Raw genomic sequence first — 20,561 nt, 5'->3', positions numbered from 1 at the left:
GGGGAGGACGCATGGGCGTCTACAACGTGCACGAACGTCTGCTGGCGGCGAAGGGGACCGAGGTCGGTGCGCTCATCGACAGCCTGTCCGCCGGGACTGCGGACCGACTCTGGCCGGGCGAGGCATGGCCCCCGGTGACGTTCGACCGCGGGCTGACGGTGGGCTCGGGCGGCGGCCACGGCCCGGTCCGCTACACGGTCACGGCGTACGTGCCCGGCACGTGGGTCCGCTTCACCTTCACCGCACCGCGCGGATTCCACGGCTTCCACGAATTCGCCGTACTGCCGGTCGACGAGGACCACACCGTCCTACGACACACCCTCGCGATGCGCACCCGGGGCCTCGCACGCGTGACCTGGCCGCTTGCGTACCGGCGACTCCACGACGCCCTGCTGGAGGACAGCCTGGACCGCGCGGAGCTCGACTGCACGGGCACCCTCACGCGCCGGGCCCGCTGGACTCCGTACGTCCGCTTCCTCCGCGCCCTGATCCGCCTCGTCGACCGCCGCTAGGGCGCATGCCCTGATGCGCCTCTCGGGCAGGGCGGTCGCCAAATGATGTGCGCATGCCTCCGCGGGTCTCAGCCCGGCGACCCGCAGCTCGCGCTCCTCGATTCGCCCGGCTCTGCCTCGCCGCCCTACGAAACATCACGATCCGGCTGAGACCCCACCGCTCCCTGACCGACCGCTTAGCATGATGCTCGCCGGAAGGACGCTGCCGGCATTCCGCCTACGTCGACCGGCCCGGTGAAGGACTCCCCGAGCTCCGCGCAGCTCACGTCGGCACCTTGCGTCGGTACTTCGCGTGGTGCTCTCGCACCCCCGTCCACCAGGAGCGCCCATGCACCGTAGTTCCGCCCCCGGCAGCGCCATGGACCCGTCCTCCGTCGAGCTCTTCGACCGCGCATGCCGGCGGCTTCTCGGGTACGGCACGGTCTTCACGGACGCCGTCCTGGAGACGATCCGCGCCGAGGTGCCGTACTACGCCGACCCGGTGCTCGCACCGCCCGACGTGCGCGAGACCGTGGGAACCGGCATCCGTCACGGGTTGGAGACCGGGGTGGATCCGAGCAGGATCGTGGACGTCGAGCGGTTCACCAGAGAGCTGGGCATGCGGCGCGCGGAACAGGGCCGCCCCCTCGACGAAGTCCTGCACGCCTTCCGTGTCGCCGGATCCGAGGTCTGGAGCGGGATGATCGGCGTGGTGGAGCGGGAGGGCCTGGGCGACATGAGCCGGCTGGTACACGTCGCCGAGCTGGTGTGGAAGAGCAACGACCGCGACGCCGTCCTGGTCGCCGACGCCTACCGGCAGGTCATCGAGGGGGTGGCCGGCCGGCACGCCGAACGCGTCCGTCTGATCCTCGCCGCACTGCTGGAGACGCGTCACGAACCCGAGTTCACCCGGAACGCGGCCGACATCCTCGATCTGCCGCTCGGCGGCCGGTACGCGGTGGCGGTCGCGGCGGCGACACCGCCGTACGCGCGCGTGCCCGGAACCGCTCCGGAGCTGAGGGGCATACGCGTCCTGCGGCATGCCTGGGGTCAACGGGCCGTGTTCGTCGCCCACTTGGGCGACCGCCCGCTGGAGGCGTTCGCCTCCGGCCTCGTCGCCGGCCCGGGGCTCCGCATCGGGATCAGCTTGGTGGTCCCCGGCCTGGAGAGTCTGGCCCGCGCGCGCGACATGGCCGGACTCGCTCTTCGCACCTGCCGGGGCGACGGGGATGTCGCCCGGCTCGACTCCCGCCTGCCCGACGGACTCCTGGTCTCGCGGCCCGACCTGTCCAACGAACTCGTCCGCCAGGTGCTGCGGCCCCTGTACGCCCTGGAACCCGCCGACCGCGACCTGCTCTTCGACACCATCGGCGTCTGGATCGAAAGCGGTGGCTCCACCGTCCAGGCGGCTCGGCACATGTTCTGCCATCGCAATACCGTGCTGAACCGCCTGCGCCGTGTCGAACAGATCACGGGCCTCGCCCTGTCCAGCCCCCGCGACCTGGTGCAACTCACCCTCGCGCTCGACGCCCACCGCCTGCTGGGACCGGCCGCGGCAGCGGACCCCGCCGACGATGAACCGCGGCGTCGCCCACCGGCCTGACCCTCCTCTGCCCTCCTCTCCCCTCTTCTCCCCTGGGCCGCGGCACAGTCACACCTGTCGGGCATTGGGAACGGGCACCGGTGCGGGCGTAGCGCATGGACGAGCCGAGGGGCCGGGTGCTCTGGTGACCCTCGTTCAGGGGCGATCAACCCGCACCCAGGCCCGCCAGGAGAGACCGCTATGACCTACCCGCACGTCCCTCGCTCCCCTCACCAACACTCCCGGCCTCGTCGTCCGGGCCTGTCCTTCGCCGTGGTCAACGGAGCGGCCTTCGCCGTGCATCTGCTGCTCGTCTGCTCCGCCGCCGACTTCCTGGCCGCCCCTGTCCCGGGCGAGATCGGCATCGGCGTGCCGGCACTCCTCCTCCAGGCCGTGCTGCTGGTGTGGACGGCGGCGCGCTACGACCGCCGTGCGGACGTGTCCCGGACGGGTGGCCACCTCACCGCGCACGAGCACGGGGAGTACTGATGAGACCCGAGATCCCGCTCGCCGCGCCCGGCACCCTGGACATGGACACCCAGGCACTGATCCTCGGCTGCTTCGTGGCGTTCATCGTCCCCATCCTGTTCCTGTGCGTCCTGAGCGGCCCCCCGAGGGACCGCGTCAACGACTTCTACACGGCGGGCCGCACACTGCGCCCCCTGCGAGGGGCCCTCGTCCTCTCCGGCGTCTACCTCTCCTCGGCCACGGTGCTCGGCACCACGGCAAGCGTCGCCGTCTTCGGGTATGACGGCCTGTTCATCGCACTCTGCACCGTGCTCTCCCTCGGTGTACTGCTTCTGCTCGCCGTGCCCCTGCGCGAGCGCGCCGGCTACACCCTGGGCGACACGTTCGGCCTGCGGACCCCGGGGCGTGCGGTGAGGATCGCGGTCGCCGTCGTGACCCTCTGCACCTGCGTCCCCTATCTGGTGGTGCAGCTCTCCGGTGCGGGAGTGACTACCGCGGCGCTGTTGGGGCTGTCAGGTCCGGGCATCGAGAAGACAGCCGTGGTCATGATCGGTGCTCTCGTCGTCTGCACCACGGCGTTCGGCGGTATGCGCGGTACGGTCGTGATCCAGGTCATCAAGACGGTGGTGCTGCTCTGCGTGGCCCTGGGCGTGTCCGCTGTACTGCTGCACCGTTTCGACTGGAGCACCGACTCCCTGATCGCTGCGGCCGGACAGGGAAGCGGTCGTCCCGCCGACTACCTGCGACCTGGCCTCCGCTTCGTCGGCAGCGGCGAGCCCGTGGCCACCCTGGACTTCATCGGTCTCATGATCACCATCGTCCTTGGCGTGGCCTGCCTGCCCCACGTCGCCCTGCAACTCGGCACGGCTCCCGACGCCGCCACCGCCCGCCGCACCGTACGCCACACCCTCACGATCGTCGGCGCGTTCTGCTTCACCACGGCTCTCATGGGCTTCGCTGCCTCCGCGTTGATCGGGGCACCGGCGATCCTGGCCGCCGATCCGGGCGGGAACAGTGCGCTGGTGATGCTCGCCTCCGAACTGGCGGGGGGTTCGGACGCGGATGCCGGCGGGGCGCTGCTCGTCGTCCTGGTCGCCTCCGGCGTCTTTCTCACCACGCTGGCCGTCGTCGCGAGCGTGACCCTGGCGGCAGCGGGGACGATCGCCCACGACCTGTACACCCACGTACTACGCCGTGGCCGCACCACCGAGGGCCGGGAGGTGGCCGCCGCACGCCTGGCGTCGGCCGGTGTCGGCGTATCGAGCATCGCCCTGGCGGTCTGGGTCCAGGGGTGGAACGTCCAGTTCCTGACGGCTCTCTCCCTGGCGGTGGCCGCCTCCTCCCTGCTGCCGGCACTGGTGTACTCCCTCTTCTGGAAGGGCTACACCAGGACCGGCCTGCTCTGGACGTTGTACGGAGGTCTGGGCTGCGCCGTCGGGCTGCAGTTGTCCGGCCCGGTCTTCTCCGGCAATCCCTTGGCGCTCTTCCCCGACTGGCACGTCGACTGGTTCCCCCTCCAGACGGTCGTCCTCGTGTCGATACCCGCCGCCTTCCTCCTGGGCCGGCTGGGCAGCACCGGCGCATGGCGACGCGCCACGCCCCCAAGTCAGCGCCCGGGTGAACGGACGCAGGCGGATGCGTTCTAGCGGATATCGGCTGCGCTCCGCGGCGTCGCCCGCCGAGGGCGGGTGTCGGCACGCGTTGCCGCGTGAGCAGGTCGATGCGGACCGCCGTTCAGGGAAGCGGAACGGCGGTCACCCGGTCTCCGGAGGTTCAGGCGATCAGCCTGGGTTGCGGCACCTCCTCGTTCGGAGCGAAGTACTCGTGCCACTTCCATCCCGACTGAGCGAAGCTGCCGCGTCCATCGGACAGCGAGACGTACACGTCGGCGACGGTTCCGCCGGTGAACGTGATGATGTCGTCGATGCCGTCGCCGTTGAAGTCGCCCACACCCGGCGTCTCACCCGCAGGCGCGAAGAACTCGTGCCACTTCGAACCGGCACCGAACCTCGCACCGTCCGACAGCGACACAATGGCGTCACTGGTATCCCCACGGGTGAACGTGACGACGTCGTCCCTCCCGTCACCGTTGAAGTCGCCCACACCCGGCGTCTCACCCGCAGGCGCAAAGAACTCATGCCACTTCGAACCGGCACCGAACCTCGCACCGTCCGACAGCGACACAATGGCGTCACTGGTATCCCCACGGGTGAACGTGACGATGTCGTCCCTCCCGTCACCGTCGAAATCACCCACACCCGGCGTCTCACCCGCAGGCGCGAAGAACTCGTGCCACTTCGAGCTGGGGCCGAACCGGGTGCCGGTCGACAGGGCCACCCACACGTCAGCGGTCGTGCCCTGCGTGAACACGGCGATGTCGTCCTTGCCGTCCCCGTTGAAGTCGCCGATCATCGGGGTCTCCTCGCCGACGGCGAAGAAGTCGTGCCACAGCTGTCCCGCGGTGAACTTCGTGCCGTCCGACAGGGCGACATGGACGTCGGCCTCGGAACCCCGGGTGAACGTGACGGCGTCCGCTTCGCCGTCGCCGTTGACGTCTCCCGAGAGCGGATATTCGCTTCCGGGCGCGAACCAGTCGTGCCAGAGCCGGTTGTCGGCGATCAGGGACCGCCCCGACGAGCGGGCCACGAAGACGTCGGCGGTGCTGCCGCGGACGAAGGTCGCGGCATCCGCCTTGCCGTCGCCGTCGAAGTCCGTGCGTCTGTTCACTTCCGGGGCGGGCGGCTGAGCACTGTAGGACTGGTAGAGGGCGCGAACCTGGTGTGCTGTCAGAGCGTGCGAGTGGATGCGCACATCGTCGATCGTGCCCGGGAAGAAGTCCGTCGGTTCGCCGTGCCACTGCCCCCGGCCGATCGTGATCGCCCCGGTCGACGCGGTGACCGACGAGTCCGGGCGTACGCCTGCGAGCGCGCCGTCGACATAGACCCGGAACTCCCGGGCGGGCGCGTTGTAGACAGCGGTCAGGTGCGTCCATCGTCCGGTCTGCACCGGTACCTCCGCGCCGACTGCATGGAAGTCGGCGTCGTCGGTGTCCGCCGTGGGGACGACGAACCTCCACTGGTCCGTGTCCGGAGAGTAGTCCAGCGCGAAGGCGCTGGACCTGGTCGCGTCCTGCGCGATCACGGAGGCGTACAACGCCTTGTGATCCAGGCGGGCCCACGCCGAGACGGTGAAACCGCCACTGGGCGCCTGGTAGTTCGGACTCGTCGCCGCGAACGCGTCGGTGCCGTTCAACGACAACGCCTTGGCGGCGCGGCCGTCGGTCCAGCCCGCGCCACCGGAGAGGGACGCGGGGACGGAACCAGCCGAGTCCGCGGCCGTCGTGCCGCTGCCCTCGTCGAAGGTCCAGTGGGCGGAGGCCGGGCCGGCTGTGGGCGCGGAGGTGAGGGAACCGCCAACGAAGTACCCGCTGAGGGCCGCCACCACGTCGGCGTCGCCGTACCGGTTACGGATTTTCACGGCGTCCGAGGTCAGCGGGACCACCGTGGTGTTGGTCGACGGTGAGCGCAGCGCGTCCGCGGTGCCGACGACGTCCGAGCTCAGTCCCGGTGTGTCGGTCCAGGAACCGTCGCCGGGTGAGACGTCCAGGTCGGTCGGCCGGCTCGCGGTCGGTGCGGTCATCGCCAGCACGGCGGTCGTCGCCTGGAAGGGCACCCGGTGGGTGCCCCGGACGGCGACGGGCCGGGTCTGGCCGGCGTGCACCGGGTCCACCCAGGAACCGGTGCCGGTCGTGGTGTCCAGCATCGGGTCGGCGTCGCGCATCGGGACGTAGGCCGCTCCTGCGCCCGTACCGAAGTAGCCTACGAGATCCACCGTCACCGCCGCCGAGCCGAGTTCCGCCTCGAGACGGATCGCTCCGTCGTCGCCGATCGGTACCAGAGAGGTGTAGGTGGTGCGCTCGCCCGGCCGGGGGTTGAGCGTCCATGCCCCCGGGCTGTCCTTCGGATAGGCGAGGAGGTGCATCGGGGCCGACGCCTCCTCGGCCGTGATCGTCAACAACGCCGCCGTGGCTGTGGTGGGTACGTTCGCGACTCCGCGGATCGGCAGTGTCCACCGCGCCGCCGGGGCAAGCGTGCGACCGGGTGCGTCGAGCCGGACGGGTCGGTTGAACGGGAAGTACGTCGACGCGCTCGTCGACGGGCTGAAGTAGCCCACCATGTCGATGATCAGGTGGGTCTTCGCGCTGGAGTTACGGATCCTGAGCTGCTTGTTGACCGGGTCGAGCGTGGCGAAGGTCAGCACCGAGTCCCACCGGCCCGGTCGCACTGCCAGGGTGGACACGCGATGCGGCCGGTCGGCGGCGATGTCGACGTGCGTCAGTCCCTCGGCGTCCAGGCCGGTCACGTTCAGGACGACGGCCGTGGTGTCCTCGGGCACGTCGGGGATGCTCAGCGTGACCTGCTCGCCCGCCTGCAGGGGTCCGGCGTGCGGCGCGTCGTACGTGTTGTAGACGCGGCGCAGTGGGAGCGGGGTGTATCCGCTGCCGGCCTGGGCCTGCGGCACCCGCGAGGCGCCGACGTTCAGTACGCCGTAGCCCAGGTCGTTGGAGCGGCCGAGCCTACGGGACGAGTCGAGCAGCAGGGCTTCCAGCTGTCCGGGGTCGAGGGCCGGGTTGGCCCCCTTGTAGAGCGCGGCGGCGCCCGCGACGTGCGCGGCGGCCGTCGAGGTGCCGACGATGCCCGGGGTGACCGAGGTGGTCACCTTGGTGAAGCCGACGAGGTCGGGCTTGATCCGGCCGTCGATGGTCGGCCCACGGCTGCTGTAGCTCTCCACGGAGCCGTCCACTGCGGCGCTCTGCGGGGTGATCGCCCCGGCGGCCAGCACGTAGGGAGAGGTCGCGGGCTCGGCGATGCTGCCCGGGCTGCTTCTGGCGAAGCCGGAGGCGTTGCCGTGGACGGTGAGGTCGTAACGCAGGTTCTGTCGTGCGCCGTTGCTCTTGAGGTAGACCCAGTACGAGCCGATGCCGCCGGACTGCTTGATCGTCACCGTCTCGACCGGTGTGAGCCCGCCGGGGGTGTCCTTCTGCTGGCGGTTGGATATCCGGCCCACGACGGCGGGGTCGTTGGGGCCGGTGGGCTTGGCCGGGCTGGTGGAGACGTAGAGGTCGAGGTCGTCGTTGGTCCTGGGCCAGGCGTCCCACCGGAGTTCGACGGTGACCTCACTGCCGTTGGGGAGCGAGAACCCGTGGTTCTCGGTGGTTCCCTGGATCTCCACCCAGGAGTTGCCGTTCTGGTCGGTGGTGGTGCCCGACCAGTGCTTCTCCGCCTCGTTGCCCGCGCCGGCGACGACCAGCGCGCCGCTCGCGCGCAGGTCCTGGACGACGAACTGCGGGTCGTCGGGGCTGTCGGTGGCGGGCACGCCCGAGCCGCGGCCGGTGCCCGGGAAGGACAGCGACAGGTTCACGACCTTGACGCCCTGCTGCTTGAGCCAGTTCGCGGCGTCGTCGAAACCCATCACGTCCTTGACGCAGGCCAGGTAGAGCTCGGCCTGCGGGGCCATGTCGTGCACGATCTCCGCCATCGCGGTGCCGTGTGAGCTGACGTGGTCGGGGCCGCACTGGCCGTCGAAGGTCTGGGCGCCGGGCAGTTCGCCCGCCGCCTGTGCCTCGTCGAGCCTGGCGAAGCCGACATCGATGACCCCGACCTTGACGCCGGCGCCTTTGCGGGCGTCGGCGTGCCAGGTCAGGGCGCCGGAGGGTTGCAGACCCTCGGTGGTGACGGCCAGGGGCACGGGCTCGTCGGGGCGGCGGACTTCCGTGACGGCGGACGACTTGGCCAGATCGTCCAGGGCGCCGACGGGCACGAGGGCGCGCACTCGGGTGGCCGACGTGTCGTTGACCTCCCCGCCTGCGGCGCGGACGGCTGCGGCGAGTGCGGAGCGGTTGCGGCCTTCGACGTAGACGGTGACGCGGTCTTTCGTGTCGCGGTCGAGCGGGTCGATTCTGCCAAGGCCTTTGCCGGGTACGGCGTTGGCTGCCGGCTCCAGGCCTGCGGCCTGGCGCACCGAGGCGTCCATCCTGGACTGCGGGGCGGGCCCCTTGCCCTGCGCGGTCGCCGCTGGCGCCACCAGCAGCCCCGCCCCCGCGATACCTGCCGCCAGGGCGGCAACGAGTCTGTGCCTTTTCATCGGTTCCTCCGCTGATTCCTAAGAGCACTTCTTGTCGTCGGTGTATGTGTGCTTGACGCCGACCTGGTTCGGAATGAATCGCCCGCGGTGGTATCCCTGGTTTCCCACCGCCGTCATGGCGACGCCCAGAACCTGGTTGTCCGCGCCGTAGACCGGTACGGACAGATACGCGATCCGCTCTTGCTGGTTGTCCTTCATCTCCCGGGAGACGCAGTACTCGAAGTCCCAGTACATGCCCCGGCGGTTGGCCGACGGTGTGGTCGGCACCAGGTTCGCTACGATGGTCCCGTCTCCGCCGAACGAACACGCGATGAGGTGTGCTCGGTCGAGGCCGCAGCCCTTCGACCAGTCCTTCGGAATCGCACGGGCGTGGCTTCCCTCCAGGTCGTCGGCGTGGTTGAGGCAGGCGTTCGCACCAGTGGCCCGGTCGTCCCTGACCGGCCAGTAGTTGTGCGGGATGTCGCTCTTGCCGAATCCGCTCAGACACTTCTTGGAATCGCGTGTGCGCGTCTCCAACGCGGCACGCAGCTTGGCGAGTTCTTCCTCGCTCAGACCTATGCGCTTCCTCGTGTCCTTGATCACCTCGTTGTTCGCACTGGCGATCTCCTCGGAGTAGTCGAGGAACGGGGTGTTACCGTCCACGGCGTCCTGCTGCTCAGGACGGGGAACGGTCGTCCGCCCCGCGGGATCCCGGGCGACTGCCTTGATCAGGTTCTCCGCCCACCGCGGCAGCCGTGGTGGCGTGGGCCGCGGGTCGTCCGGCTTACCCGGCTTCGGCGGCTGAGGGCACGCAGTCGGTGGGCAGTTCGGGCGGCACTCGGTCGGCGGGCAGGAGGACGTCCCACCGCCGCCCGGCTTGGTGCGCCCCTCCCACTTCCACCGGGCCAGCTCGTCCATCTCGGACACGGCGTCCCAGCCGACCGTCACCGTCGTGACGGCTATCGCCGTCCCCTGCACGGTCCTTGTGGTGAGGCGATCCCACATCTCGCCCAGCATCCGGCCACAGTTGTGAGCGCAGTGGTCCAGCGCCGCGCCCACACCGGCGGCGGCCGCCCCGGCCCCGGCGATCGCCCCCGGTACCAGCAGCACGAGTGGAATCGCGAAGTGCCCTGACGGGTCCGTGCTGCCCAGTGGATCGGCCGCCCCATAGCCGTACCGGTTCGCCGCCCCCGACGGCGACGGGGCGACATCCCACGAGTCGCGAGCCGAGAAACCCCCCGTGCCCGGCGTGTACCAGCGGGCCGCCATGTTGACCGAGCCCGTCGACGAGTCCGTCCACTCCCCCTGGTAGCCCAGGTTCGACAGGTCGCTCCCCGAGGTCGACGTGACGTTGCCGAACGGGTCGAACGTGCGCTTGCCGTAGGTGCTCAGGCCGCGGTAGCGGCCGACGACGTCCCCGTGCTGGTCCGCGTACAGCAGCTTCGCCGTGGTCGTGCCGCCGGTCGGCTTGTCCGAGAAGGGTTCGCCGTTCGGGCCGCGGCCCACGACGCGCGTGCCGTCGGAGACGACGTCGTTCTCCAGGCTGCCGTAGGTGAACGGCGTGCCGTTGCGGCTGCCGACGCGGTCGAGGCTGTCGTAGGCGTAGGTGACCGGGCCGTCGGCGACCATGCGGTCGAAGGCGTCGAACGCGAGGGTCTTCGCCTCGGTGCCGGTGACCGACGACAGCGTGCCGCGGGCGGTGTACGCGTAGCCGCGGGTGCCGTCCGAGAGCAGGCGGTGGCGTTCGTCGTAGGTGTACTCCGCCGTGCCGGCCTTCGTTCGGTTGCCCGCGTCGTCCCAGCCGTACCCGGTGACAGCGCCGCCGGGGGCCGTCCAGGACGTCAGTCGGCCCGCGCCGTCGTACCCGTAGGAGTTGTCCTTGCGTGCGTTGTTCTCGATCGTCGTCTTGCGGACGATCTTGTCGTCACCGTCGTAGCCGTACTCGGTGCCCAGCAGGACGTTGGCCTCGGCGACGCCGGTGGGGTCGGCCTCGGTCAGGGTGTCGGTGGTCACCCGGCCCAGCGGGTCATAGGCGTAGAGGCGCTTGACGTATTGCTGGTAGCCCGCGTCGGCGGTGGAGGCCAGCCGCCCGGCGCCGTCGTAGGTGTGAGTCACGGTCCGGCCGGACAGTCCGTCCACGGTCGACAGCAGGCGGCCGGCTCCGTCGTAGGCGAAGGTCGTGCTTCCGGACGCGTCGGTGCGGCTGGTGATGCGGCCGTTCGCGTCGTATCCGAAGGTCGCGTCTCCGCTGGCGCCCCGCAGTTCGAGCAGGTTGCCGCGGTCGTCGTACCTCAGCGTCGTCCGGCCCCCGGGGGCGTCGAAGGACGTGACGCGGCCGGTGGGGTCGTACTCGAACGCCCGGTCTGTGGTGGGCGCTTCGGCTCCGGTGCCGGTCTGGCGTACGGGTCGGCCCTGCTCGTTGTAGGACGTGGTGGTCGTCACCCCGCCCGGTGCGATCTGCCGCACCGGCCGGCCCGCGGCGTCGTACACCGTGGTGTACGTGCGGTCGGCGGCCGCGGAGGTCGTGGCCGTCGCGGGCTCGACGGTCGACTCCGGCAGCCCCCACGGCGTGAACGTGTACGTGGTGGCGTTGCCCTTGCCGTCCACGAACCGCGTGCGGTTGCCCGCCGCGTCGTAGCCGAGCGAGGTGCGGACGGCCTTCGTGGGCGATATCTGCTCGGTCTGGCTGACCACGCGGTTCGCGCCGTCGTAGCCGAAGGACCGGACCCGGCCCTCGGCGGACGTCAGGGTGGCGACGTTGCCGGTCGGGTCGAACGTCTGACGGATGGTCCGTTGCGCGGTGCCGCCGGCGAGTTGGGCGGTCGCGGTGGGTCGGCCCAGGGTGTCGTACTCGGTGCGGGTCTCGAGGCCTGCGGGGTCGGTGACCGACAGCGGCCGTCCCGCCCGGTCGTAGGTCATCCGGGTGACCCGGCCGGTGGGGTCGGTGACCGATGTCGGCTCGCCCGCGGCGTTGTACGCGGTCGCCGTCACGTCACCGACCGGCGAGGTCACCGAGGTCGCGTTGCCCGCGTCGTCGTAGCCGTATCGGGTGACGAACCAGGCTTCGGAGGGCACCCGTTCACGGGCCGCTTCGGTGATCTTGCGGCCGAGCTCGTCGTAGGTCGAGGCGACGACGGCTCCCGTCGGGTCGGTCACCGAGGCGACCTCGCCCGCGCGGTTGTGCCGGATCGTCGTGGTGTTCGGCTGGGTGCCGACCTTGGGCGCGGTCGTGGTCGAGAGGCTGCCGTACGGGTCGTAGGTCATGGTGGTGACCCGCCCCAGCCCGTCGGTGACCTTGACCGGGTTGCCCGCGGGGTCGTACTCCACGGCTGTGGTGGCACGGATGGCCGTGCCACCGGGTGGGGTGTAGTCCGGCAGGTGCGTGATCGTGGTGCGACCCATCGGGTCGACGTCGAGCGTGGTGACGTTGCCGTTGGGGTCCCGCCGCCGGGTCACGTCACCGAACGCGTTGCGGCCGAACGTCGTCGTCGGCCGGACGCCCTCCTGGGCCTCGCCGCCGGCCCAGGTCGTCGTCTCCGGACCCGCTTCCGACACCAGCGCACCCGTCGCGTCATAGGTGTAGGTGGTGGGCAGCCGGCGCCGGTCCGCGCGCTCGGTGACGAGGCCCCGTGCGTCGCGCACATAGGTGACGCTGAGGGTGTCGCCCGGCGTCGGCTCGACGTCCTCGCGGATCAGCAGACCCGCCGCGTCGTAGGCGTAGGAGGTGTGCTCGACGGGCTCCGTGTCGCCGGTGCCGCTGAGGCCGGCTCGCCGGATCAGACCGTCGGCGTCACGGAGGTACGAGGTCGAGCGCCGCAGTCCTTCCGGGTCGAAGGTGACGGTCGCCGGGAATCCGGCCGGGTCGTACGACGTCTCCGTGACCCTGCCGCCGGCCTGGGTCCGGCGGACGACATGGCCGGCCGCGTCGTACTCGATCCGGTCGAGGACGATGTCGGTCCTGGAGCCGTCGGGACGCAGCACGCCGGCCCGGGTCGACGTGGCGAGCCGGTCGTCGTCGAAGTAGGTGTTCCTGGTCTCGCGGCCGATCGCGTCCCGGCTGACCGCCAGCCTGCCCGCCGGGTCGTAGGAGTGGGTGCGCAGGGTCAGGATCGTCGACTCCGGGTCGTCGGGGTCGACGCCCGGCCCGCTGACGGTCTCCCTCAGCACGCGGTCGTGCGAGTCGGTGAACGTCGTCCAGGCGAAGCCGCGGCTGTCGGTCCGCGTACGCTCCTGGCCCGCGTTGCGGTAGGTCCACGACTCCCGGCTGCCGTCCGGGAAGGTGGTCTCGACGAGTGCGTCGTGTGCGTCGTACCGGTAGGAGGTGGTCCGTTCGGCATCGCCGCCGGTCGCGTCGGACTCGCTCACCTTCGTGGTGTTGTCGTTGCCGTCGTAGTCGTAGCGGACCACCCGTGTGTGCCGCACGCCGGTGAGGGGGTCCGTCACCGCCGGGGCGGTGACCGTCGCCAGTCGTGAGCGCTCGTCGTAGGTGTGGGTCGTGGTGGCGAACACACCGCCGTCCGGCGCCTGCGTGGTCGTGGTGAGCAGCCGCCCGATCGCGTCGTAGGTGAATCGGTTGTGCAGTCCCGACGGGTCGGTCCGGACGGCGAGGTCACCGTTGGCCCGGTAGGCGTAGGCGGTGGTCTGGCCGGCCCGTTTGCCGGTCGTCTGCAGCAGCAGGCCCGCGGGCACCGTGCCGCCGCCCTCGGCGGGCTCGCTTCCGGTGCTGTAGGTCCAGGTCTCGACGGGCGCTGTCGGCGAGCCGTTGGGTTTCGGGTACGTGGCCGATATCAGCCTGCCGCGGGTGTCGTAGGCGTAGCCGGTGCGGAACGCCGGGTCGTCGGGGCCGCTCGACCGGGCGTCGCTGTCACTGACCTTGCGGTCGGTGCGAGGATCGAGCGGGTTCGATCCGACGGGGTGGTACGCGGCGTACGAGGTCTGGCACGAGGTCGCCGTCCGGCACGTGGTGCTGGACAGGACGTTGCCCCTGGCATCGGTCGTGAACGTCGCCTTGTGGCCGTTCTCGTCCGTCTCCGAGGCCACGAAGCCGGCCGCGTTGTACTCCGTCGTGCGGGTGCCGTCCTCGGTGGTGACCGAGACGGGCCGCCCGCCGTGGTCGGCGTCGTACCTGTAGGTCCGGTCCGGGTAGGGGCCGTGCAGCGACACCGTGCGGACGGCCTCGTCGCGCAGCGGCGTGTCCAGCCGCCACGCGCGACCGTCGTGGTCGGTGAGGGTGGACACCCGGTCGTTGACGTCGTCGTACCCGATGACGGCGTGCACCCGGTCGTCCTGCGGCAGCGTCACCTTGGTGAGCTGGTCGATCGGGCTGCCCGCCGCGAAGTGCTCGCCCACGGCGGTGGCGCCCAGAGCGTGCCGGTACACGGCGAGTTCGTCGATGCCGCCGCCGAAGTGGAAGTCGGCGTCGTTGCCCGACGGCCAGTTCTTCGAGTCGCCCGCGCCCACCGTCAGGTACGGCGTCGTGTCGTGGTGGATCGGTCCGGCCACCGTTCCGGGCTGGGCCAGACCGTCGACGTACAGCGTCTGCCGGTCGACGAGGCCGGAGAGTACGACGTGGTGCCATGCGCCGTCGTCCACTGCCCGCTCGGAGGTGATCTGCTTCGCCGCAGTGGTCGTCGCGGCGAAACCGCCGCGCAGGTGGCCGTCCTGTCCGACGTAGAGGATCGGCAGATGCGTGCCGGCGGCCACGCCCCATGGCGTGTCGGCGGCGCTGACCAGTACACCGCCCGATGTCGTACGGAACCACAGCTCGACCGATGCCGACATCGACTGGCTGATCAGCTTCTCGGGCAGGGCCACGAAGCTGCCGCTCCCGTCGAAGGCGGCCGACGTGTCGGCCGTGCCCGCCACCGCGCCCTGGGCTCCGAGCACCACGCCGTGGTACGTACCGCGGTCGGCGACGGGCTTGCGGGCGGTCGCGCTGGTCGCACCGCCGGCCTGTGTCGCCTCGCCGAACCGCCAGTACCCGTGCGGGTCGTCGTCGATCACCACGGAGCGGTAGCGGGAGCCGGTCTGGTAGTCGTACCTGGTGCAGTTGGGGGCCGCCCCGGGCGCGCAGGCGGACACGAGCTTCGCGCCGTCGTAGGTGTACCGCCACGTCGGTGCGGCCGCCCCTGCCGTGGGCTCGTCCGTGCGGACCTCGGTGACCCGCGGGCCGGTCCACGTCAGGTGGAGCCTGCGCCTGGAGACCGTGTTGTAGAGGCTCTTGGGTTTGCCGGTCGGCCCCGCGGTGTCGTACTCGAGCTGCTCGGTGAGACCGTCCGGGTCGGTGATCGACTGCAGTCGGCCATGGATGTTGAACACCCACATCGCGCTCGACGCGTCGCGCAAGGTGAAGCGGCCCTCGGCGACGTCGTACAGCAGCGTCAGGTTCTGGCCCTGCGGCGGCGCATAGGAACCGTCAGGATTCCGCCCGAAGCGGACCTGCCGCCCGTTCGGCAGGGTCACCACCACACTGCCCGCGAGTTCCGGGTCGGTGGTCCGGTCGTCGGACTTGAGCGCTGTGTCCAGGCGCGACGCCCAGCCCGAGCCGAAGGCGGTGTCACGGCGCGGGTCGAGGCTGTTGTAGGTGCGTGCGACGGTGAGGTCGGGGCCGACCGTGGCGACCGCGGCGTCGGTGGTGGCCATCGTGAAGTTGCCGACCTGCGGGTCCAGGCCCGGCGCGTCGGTGCCCTCGGCCACACCGCCGAGGTGGCTGGTGATCTGCGGCTGCGGCACCGTCGGCGTCAGCGCCAACGGTCCTGCCCACGGCCCGGCAGCGACGTTGTCGTGGGCCTGCGCCCACCACCAGTACGTCGTGCTCCAGCGCAGTGTTCCCGCGGGCGGCGTCCAGGTCGGTCCCGTCCAGCCGGACTCCACGCAGCCGGTCGGCGCCTCCGGTGTTCCCTCGCACAGCTTGAAGTTGTACTTCAGGCCGGTATTGGGCCAGTTGTCGCTGTCCTTGCCTTCCACGTACAGCGCCGGTGACAGCGAACCGACCGCGGCGCCGCTGCCCGGCTGCTCGTACACCACGCTCGGCGGGACGTTCCTGACCGTGAGCGGGAACATTCCGTAAGGGACGCCGAACGCGGTGTGGAACTGCGTGCCGTCCTCGTACATGGTCAGGTAGACCTGGTAGTCCCCCGGCGTGAGCGGCTGCATGGGGATGTCGAACTGCCGTGAGGCGCCCGGCCCGACATCGCCCGACGGCGCGTGCGTCGGCGAGGTCTGGATGACAGTGTCGCCCTGCTTCACGACGTAGCCGAGCCTGTACCTCCCGCTCGGCGTCCATACGGCGGAGCCGAGGTTGCGCACCGTGGCCTTCAGCCGGCCGTCCTGGTTCGCGGTCGGCAGTACGACCTCGTCCACCCGGTACGACGCTCCTTGCGGCGCGTAGGTGACGTCCAGGTACGGCTTGTTGGCCGACTCCGTCGCGCCGAACCGCTTGAACGCCGAGGTGTCGGACTCGTTGGCCGCGCGCACCGAGAGGCCGTGGAACGGGGTCCCGTGGGTCCACTCGGTGGCCAGGGCCGGGTCGAGCGGGAACGCCTCCCATGCGGCCGCGGGGCAGGCAGTGCCGCCGTGCGCGAAGCTCCGCTGCGACAGGTGCTTCCCCAGCGCGGGGCCGGGCCAGCGGACCGACGCCGCCGACCACGGGGCACCGACCGCGAACACGTCCACCGGTCGAGGCTGGCAGGTGGCGCTGCCCGCGTTGTTCAGGACCAGCGACAGGCCCCTGATGTACTGATTCGACAGTTGGGCGGTGTAGGCGCCGAAGTGAAGGAACGACGCCGAGGGCCTGCCCGCGGTCTCGCTGCCGGCCTTCAGCTGGATCTCGCCGGGATGGCTGACCGACTCGCCTTTGGTGACGTACACGTCGTCGGTGTCGGCGTTGATCTGTACGGACGGGTCGACCCTGACCGGCCATGCACGCTTCTCGTCGGCCAGCCACGCCTTGTCGACGGCGACCCGCAACCGCCAGTCGCGACCGGCGGGGCGCAGTTCGTACCGGACACCGTCCGACACCGCACCGTGCGCGTCCCTCATCCAGCCCGCGGGAATCGTCGCGCGCACCCGGCCGGACTCACCGGCCAGTGTCACGTCGCCGGTCGCCGGGTCGATCCGCGGTGTGAGGCCGCGCAGTGCGAGCCGGAAATCGTAGGTGGCAGCGGCGCGGGCCGAGCGCAGGACGATGTCCTCCTTGACACCGGAACTCGTCACGTTGAGCACCAGGTCGGCGTCCGGCCCGATCTCACGGTAGGTGACCTGCGCGTCCGTGGCCTCACCCTTGGCCGACGGCTCCGCCTTGGCCGCGGCCGGCGCGAACCGCACGTCGTGCTCGGCGTCCAGCCGTACCACCGCGTCGGCCGAGTCCCGCCCGAAGCTGACGTCGAACGGCGCGGCGCGCGGCACCAGCCTGGATCCCTCCGCGCGCAGAGCGAGATCGACCGGGGCCCACGTCCCGTCAGCCCGGCGGACGTTCGTCACTCCCGAGTACAGACGCAGCGTCCGGCTGCCGTCGGCATTGCGGAACACCACCGTCGACGCCCCACGCCCGATCTCCCGGCTCGTCAGCCGGTCGTACCCATGGCTGTCGGCAGCGACCGACGTCATCGGAGGCTTGGTCAACACACCGGGCCCGACCTCGCCGGGCCGCACCGGCGGAACGTCGACCCGGTCGGGCACGGCACCCCGCGGCCGCACGGGCCGCCGTGCGACATCTGGCCCCGCACCGGTCTTCGTGTCCACGGAAGAAGAGCGCGGATCGAGCCCCTCGGCCGATCCCCCACGCTGCCGAGGGAGCTCCGCCGACGCGGAGGTGCCCGGCGTCGACGGCACTCCCCGCCAGTCGATGGTCTGCGGTAACAACGCGAGACCCACCACGAGCACGGCCGCACGCCACCTGGCCCTCATCCGACCTCCCCGAAACCATGGCCGCAGTGCCGACGGCCGACCCCGACAGCGGATTATGCAGAGGAGGCCTTACAGACGGCTTACAAGAAGGCCGCTCCGGGAGAGAGCCTGTCGTGGACACGCCAGCGTCAGCCATGCCGCGTCCGGGCAGGCACGCGGATATGCTCCCGGCGGGGGAGGTCAGGGTGCTGGAGATCCGCTTACTGGGGCCGCTGGAGATACGCCGAGCGGGGAGCGCCGTGGCGCTGCCGGGTCGGCTGCTGCCCGCGCTGCTGTCGATCCTCGCCCTGTCTGCCGGCCGTCCCGTCTCCTTCGAGCTGCTGATCGAGCGGCTGTGGGCGGACAAGCGCCCCCGTGAGCCGCGCCAGGCTCTTCACACGTACGTCTCGCGGTTGCGCGCGACGTTGGGGACCGATCTGATCGGCACCGCGCCGGGCGGTTACGTCCTGCGGCTGCCCACGGCTCGGGTCGACGCACTGCTCCTGAGGGACCTGGTGGAGCGGGCGGACACGCCCGACGCGCTCACGGAGGCCCTTGCTCTCTGGCGCGACACGCCGTTCACCGATTCGGTGTCCGACTGGCTGCGTGAGGTGGAAGCCGAGCGGCTCGTCGGCCTCTACCTCAGAGCCGTGGAACGCCGAGTCGAACGGGACCTCGCGCACGGCGGCCGCCCTGGTCTGGCCGAGGAACTGCACGCCCTCACCGACCGCTTTCCGCTCCGTGAATCGCTGTGGGCGCTGCGGATGCGGACTCTGCACCATGTCGGCCGCACCGCTGAGGCCATCGAACTGTACGGCGCGGTCAGGGCGTTGATCGCCGACAGGCTCGGGGTCGAGCCGGGTGCGGCCGTGCAGCAGGTGTTCACCGACCTGCTCGCCCAGGACGAAGCCGCCGCGGACGGGACCGCCGTGGTCCCCCGGCAGCTGCCGTTGCCGCGTCGTGGCCATGTGGTCCGGCCGCAGTTGCTGACGGCATTGGACGGCGGCGATCTCGTCGCCGTCCATGGGCCCGGCGGTGTGGGTAAGACCAGTCTGGTGGTGCAGTGGGCGTACCGGGCCCGGGAGCGGTTCCCGGACGGCCAGCTGTTCATCGATCTGCGGGGGCACGGGGACGCGGAGCCGGTGCCGGCCCGCGCGGCCCTCGGGGAGATGCTTCGTGCCCTGGCGATTCCGCCGCGGCAGGTGCCCGAGGGGCTCTCCGAACGCGGCGCTCTGCTGCGCAGCGTGACGGCGGGCCGTCGGTTGCTCATCGTGCTCGACAACGCGCGTGACAGTGCGCACGTGCGGCCCCTGCTGCCTGGCGCCGGACCCACGGTGATCGTGACGAGCCGCACCAGCCTCGGTGGACTGGCCGCCAGGGAAGGTGCGCACCGGGTCGCGCTCAACCGGCTGAGCATCGCCGAGTCCGCCGAACTCCTCGCGATCGAGCTCGACTACCAGGGCGTCGCCCACGACCGCGACACGCTCAGCGAGATCGCCAGGCTGTGCGACGGCCTGCCGCTCGCTCTGACCCTTACCGCCGAACGTGCTGCCGGGACGGGGCATCGTCGTCTGACGCAGGTGGCCGCCGACCTGCGTGCCGAGCAGACCCGCCTGGACCTGCTGCACAGCGAGGAGGACCCGCTGACCAGCGTGCGCGCCGCGCTGTCCACGTCGTACGAGGTACTCGATTCCGGTTCGGCACGGTTGTTCCGCACCCTCGGGCTGTACCCCGGCGCGGACATCTCCGTCGCCGCGGCCACCGCACTGTCCGGGGCAGAGGCACCGCTGGCCGCGTTGTGCGAGGCGAACCTGGTCGAGGAGCACCAGCGAGGCCGGTTCCGCCTGCACGACCTGGTCCGCCTCTACGCCGCCGAGCTGTCGACGCAGGCGGGCCCCCCGCCGGACCACGAGGCCGCGCTCGACCGATTGTTCTCCTGGTACCTGCACTCCACCGCCTCCGCCCGGCGCGCCATCGGCCACCAGGAGAGCCACGTCCCCTACGACGACGCCGCTGACGCACTCGCCTTCGCCGACAGCCGTTCGGCGCTGGCGTGGTTCACCGGCGAGCGCCACAACCTCGCGGCGGTCGTCCGCGACGCCGCACGGCGCGGTCGGCACGGTGTCGCGTACACGATCACCCTGGATCTGTGGCCGTTCCTCGACCATCAGCACTACGTCGACGACGCCTTCGCCCTCCTGCCCGTCGCCTTGCGCTCGGCCGAGGCCGCAGGCGAACGGGTCGTGGTGGCGGCGTTGAAGGGACTGCTCGCCACCACCTACTGCAAGGTCGGAGCCCACGATCGCGCGATCGAAGAACTGGAGCGGGCCGCCGGGCAGTGGGCACTTGTCGGTGACGACAACGGCCTCGCCTCCACGCTCTGCTCGATCGGCCGCGAGTATCTGTTCCTGATGCGGTACGCCGACGCGCTGGTCCCGCTGCGCAGGGGGCTGGACCTGGTCCGCGGAACCGGCTCTCACGACCTGCGAGCGCGGCTGATGAACAACATCGCCATGTCTCATGTCCTCTTGGGACAGTTCGACGAAGCCGTCGACATGGCGGGCCGGGCACTCGCCCTGAGCGCCTCACTGTGGCTCGAGCCGTATCTGCTCGACACTCTCGGCCAGGCCCACACCGGTCTGGGCGCGTACGACGAGGCCGTCAAGGCCCATCGCGCAGCGCTCGACCTGATCCACGAGCACGGTGACCGATGGGTGGAGCCGTACGTGCTGCACCACCTCGGCCTCGCCGAACGTGGACGAGGCAATGCGGCCGAGGCGAACGTGGCCTGGCAGACCGCGCTGCGCATCATGGACGAGTTCCGCGACACGGACTGGCCCAACCGCCCCGAACTGCTCGGGCTCATCGCCGAACTCGGCACCGCCCCCATGGTGGACGCGCGCACTCCCACACCTGGAACTATGGTGTCCCACCACATACGCTCCTGACCTGCATGTTTCTACGGTGTGGCGACACGAAACGTCCCCGTCGAAACGCCAGGAAGTGGTGCC

At 70.9% G+C, this 20,561-nt stretch carries 7 protein-coding genes; 5 read left to right on the top strand and 2 right to left on the bottom strand.

What is annotated here, in order from left to right; genetic code table 11:
• Positions 1–11 precede the first annotated feature (11 nt).
• The 4 genes from ACZ4VI_RS14265 (at position 12) to ACZ4VI_RS14250 (ending at position 4,187) form a co-directional block, all read left to right on the top strand.
• Positions 12–512 carry an SRPBCC family protein gene (locus ACZ4VI_RS14265; RefSeq protein ID WP_467999494.1) on the top strand — a complete coding sequence of 167 codons (501 nt, stop codon included), beginning with the start codon at positions 12–14 and terminating at the stop codon, positions 510–512.
• Positions 513–840: 328 nt separating this feature from the next.
• Complete coding sequence (locus ACZ4VI_RS14260) at positions 841–2,094, top strand: PucR family transcriptional regulator (protein WP_467999493.1); 1,254 nt, start codon at positions 841–843, stop codon at positions 2,092–2,094.
• A 180-nt stretch (positions 2,095–2,274) separates the two neighbouring features.
• Positions 2,275–2,562: a hypothetical protein gene (locus ACZ4VI_RS14255; RefSeq protein WP_467999492.1), complete on the top strand. Its 288-nt coding sequence runs from the start codon at positions 2,275–2,277 to the stop codon at positions 2,560–2,562.
• Positions 2,562–4,187, top strand: coding sequence for a sodium/solute symporter (locus tag ACZ4VI_RS14250; RefSeq protein WP_467999491.1), 1,626 nt, complete (start codon positions 2,562–2,564; stop codon positions 4,185–4,187). Before ACZ4VI_RS14255 ends, ACZ4VI_RS14250 begins: the two co-directional genes overlap by 1 nt.
• A gap of 127 nt (positions 4,188–4,314) precedes the next feature.
• On the opposite strand, the gene ACZ4VI_RS14245 is transcribed toward ACZ4VI_RS14250, so the two are convergent.
• Complete coding sequence (locus ACZ4VI_RS14245; RefSeq protein WP_467999490.1) at positions 4,315–8,685, bottom strand: LamG-like jellyroll fold domain-containing protein; 4,371 nt, start codon at positions 8,683–8,685, stop codon at positions 4,315–4,317.
• An 18-nt stretch (positions 8,686–8,703) separates the two neighbouring features.
• On the bottom strand, positions 8,704–17,271 hold the full coding sequence (locus ACZ4VI_RS14240; RefSeq protein WP_467999489.1) for a LamG-like jellyroll fold domain-containing protein: 8,568 nt from the start codon (positions 17,269–17,271) through the stop codon (positions 8,704–8,706).
• A 485-nt stretch (positions 17,272–17,756) separates the two neighbouring features.
• On the opposite strand from ACZ4VI_RS14240, the gene ACZ4VI_RS14235 reads away from it, so the two are divergent.
• Complete coding sequence (locus tag ACZ4VI_RS14235; protein WP_467999488.1) at positions 17,757–20,498, top strand: AfsR/SARP family transcriptional regulator; 2,742 nt, start codon at positions 17,757–17,759, stop codon at positions 20,496–20,498.
• Positions 20,499–20,561: the final 63 nt, after the last annotated feature.

Source organism: Streptomyces sp. NPDC029169 (assembly GCF_055563935.1).
The sequence above is the reverse complement of the archived record's forward strand: the minus strand, read 5'-3'. Positions and strand labels throughout refer to the sequence as shown.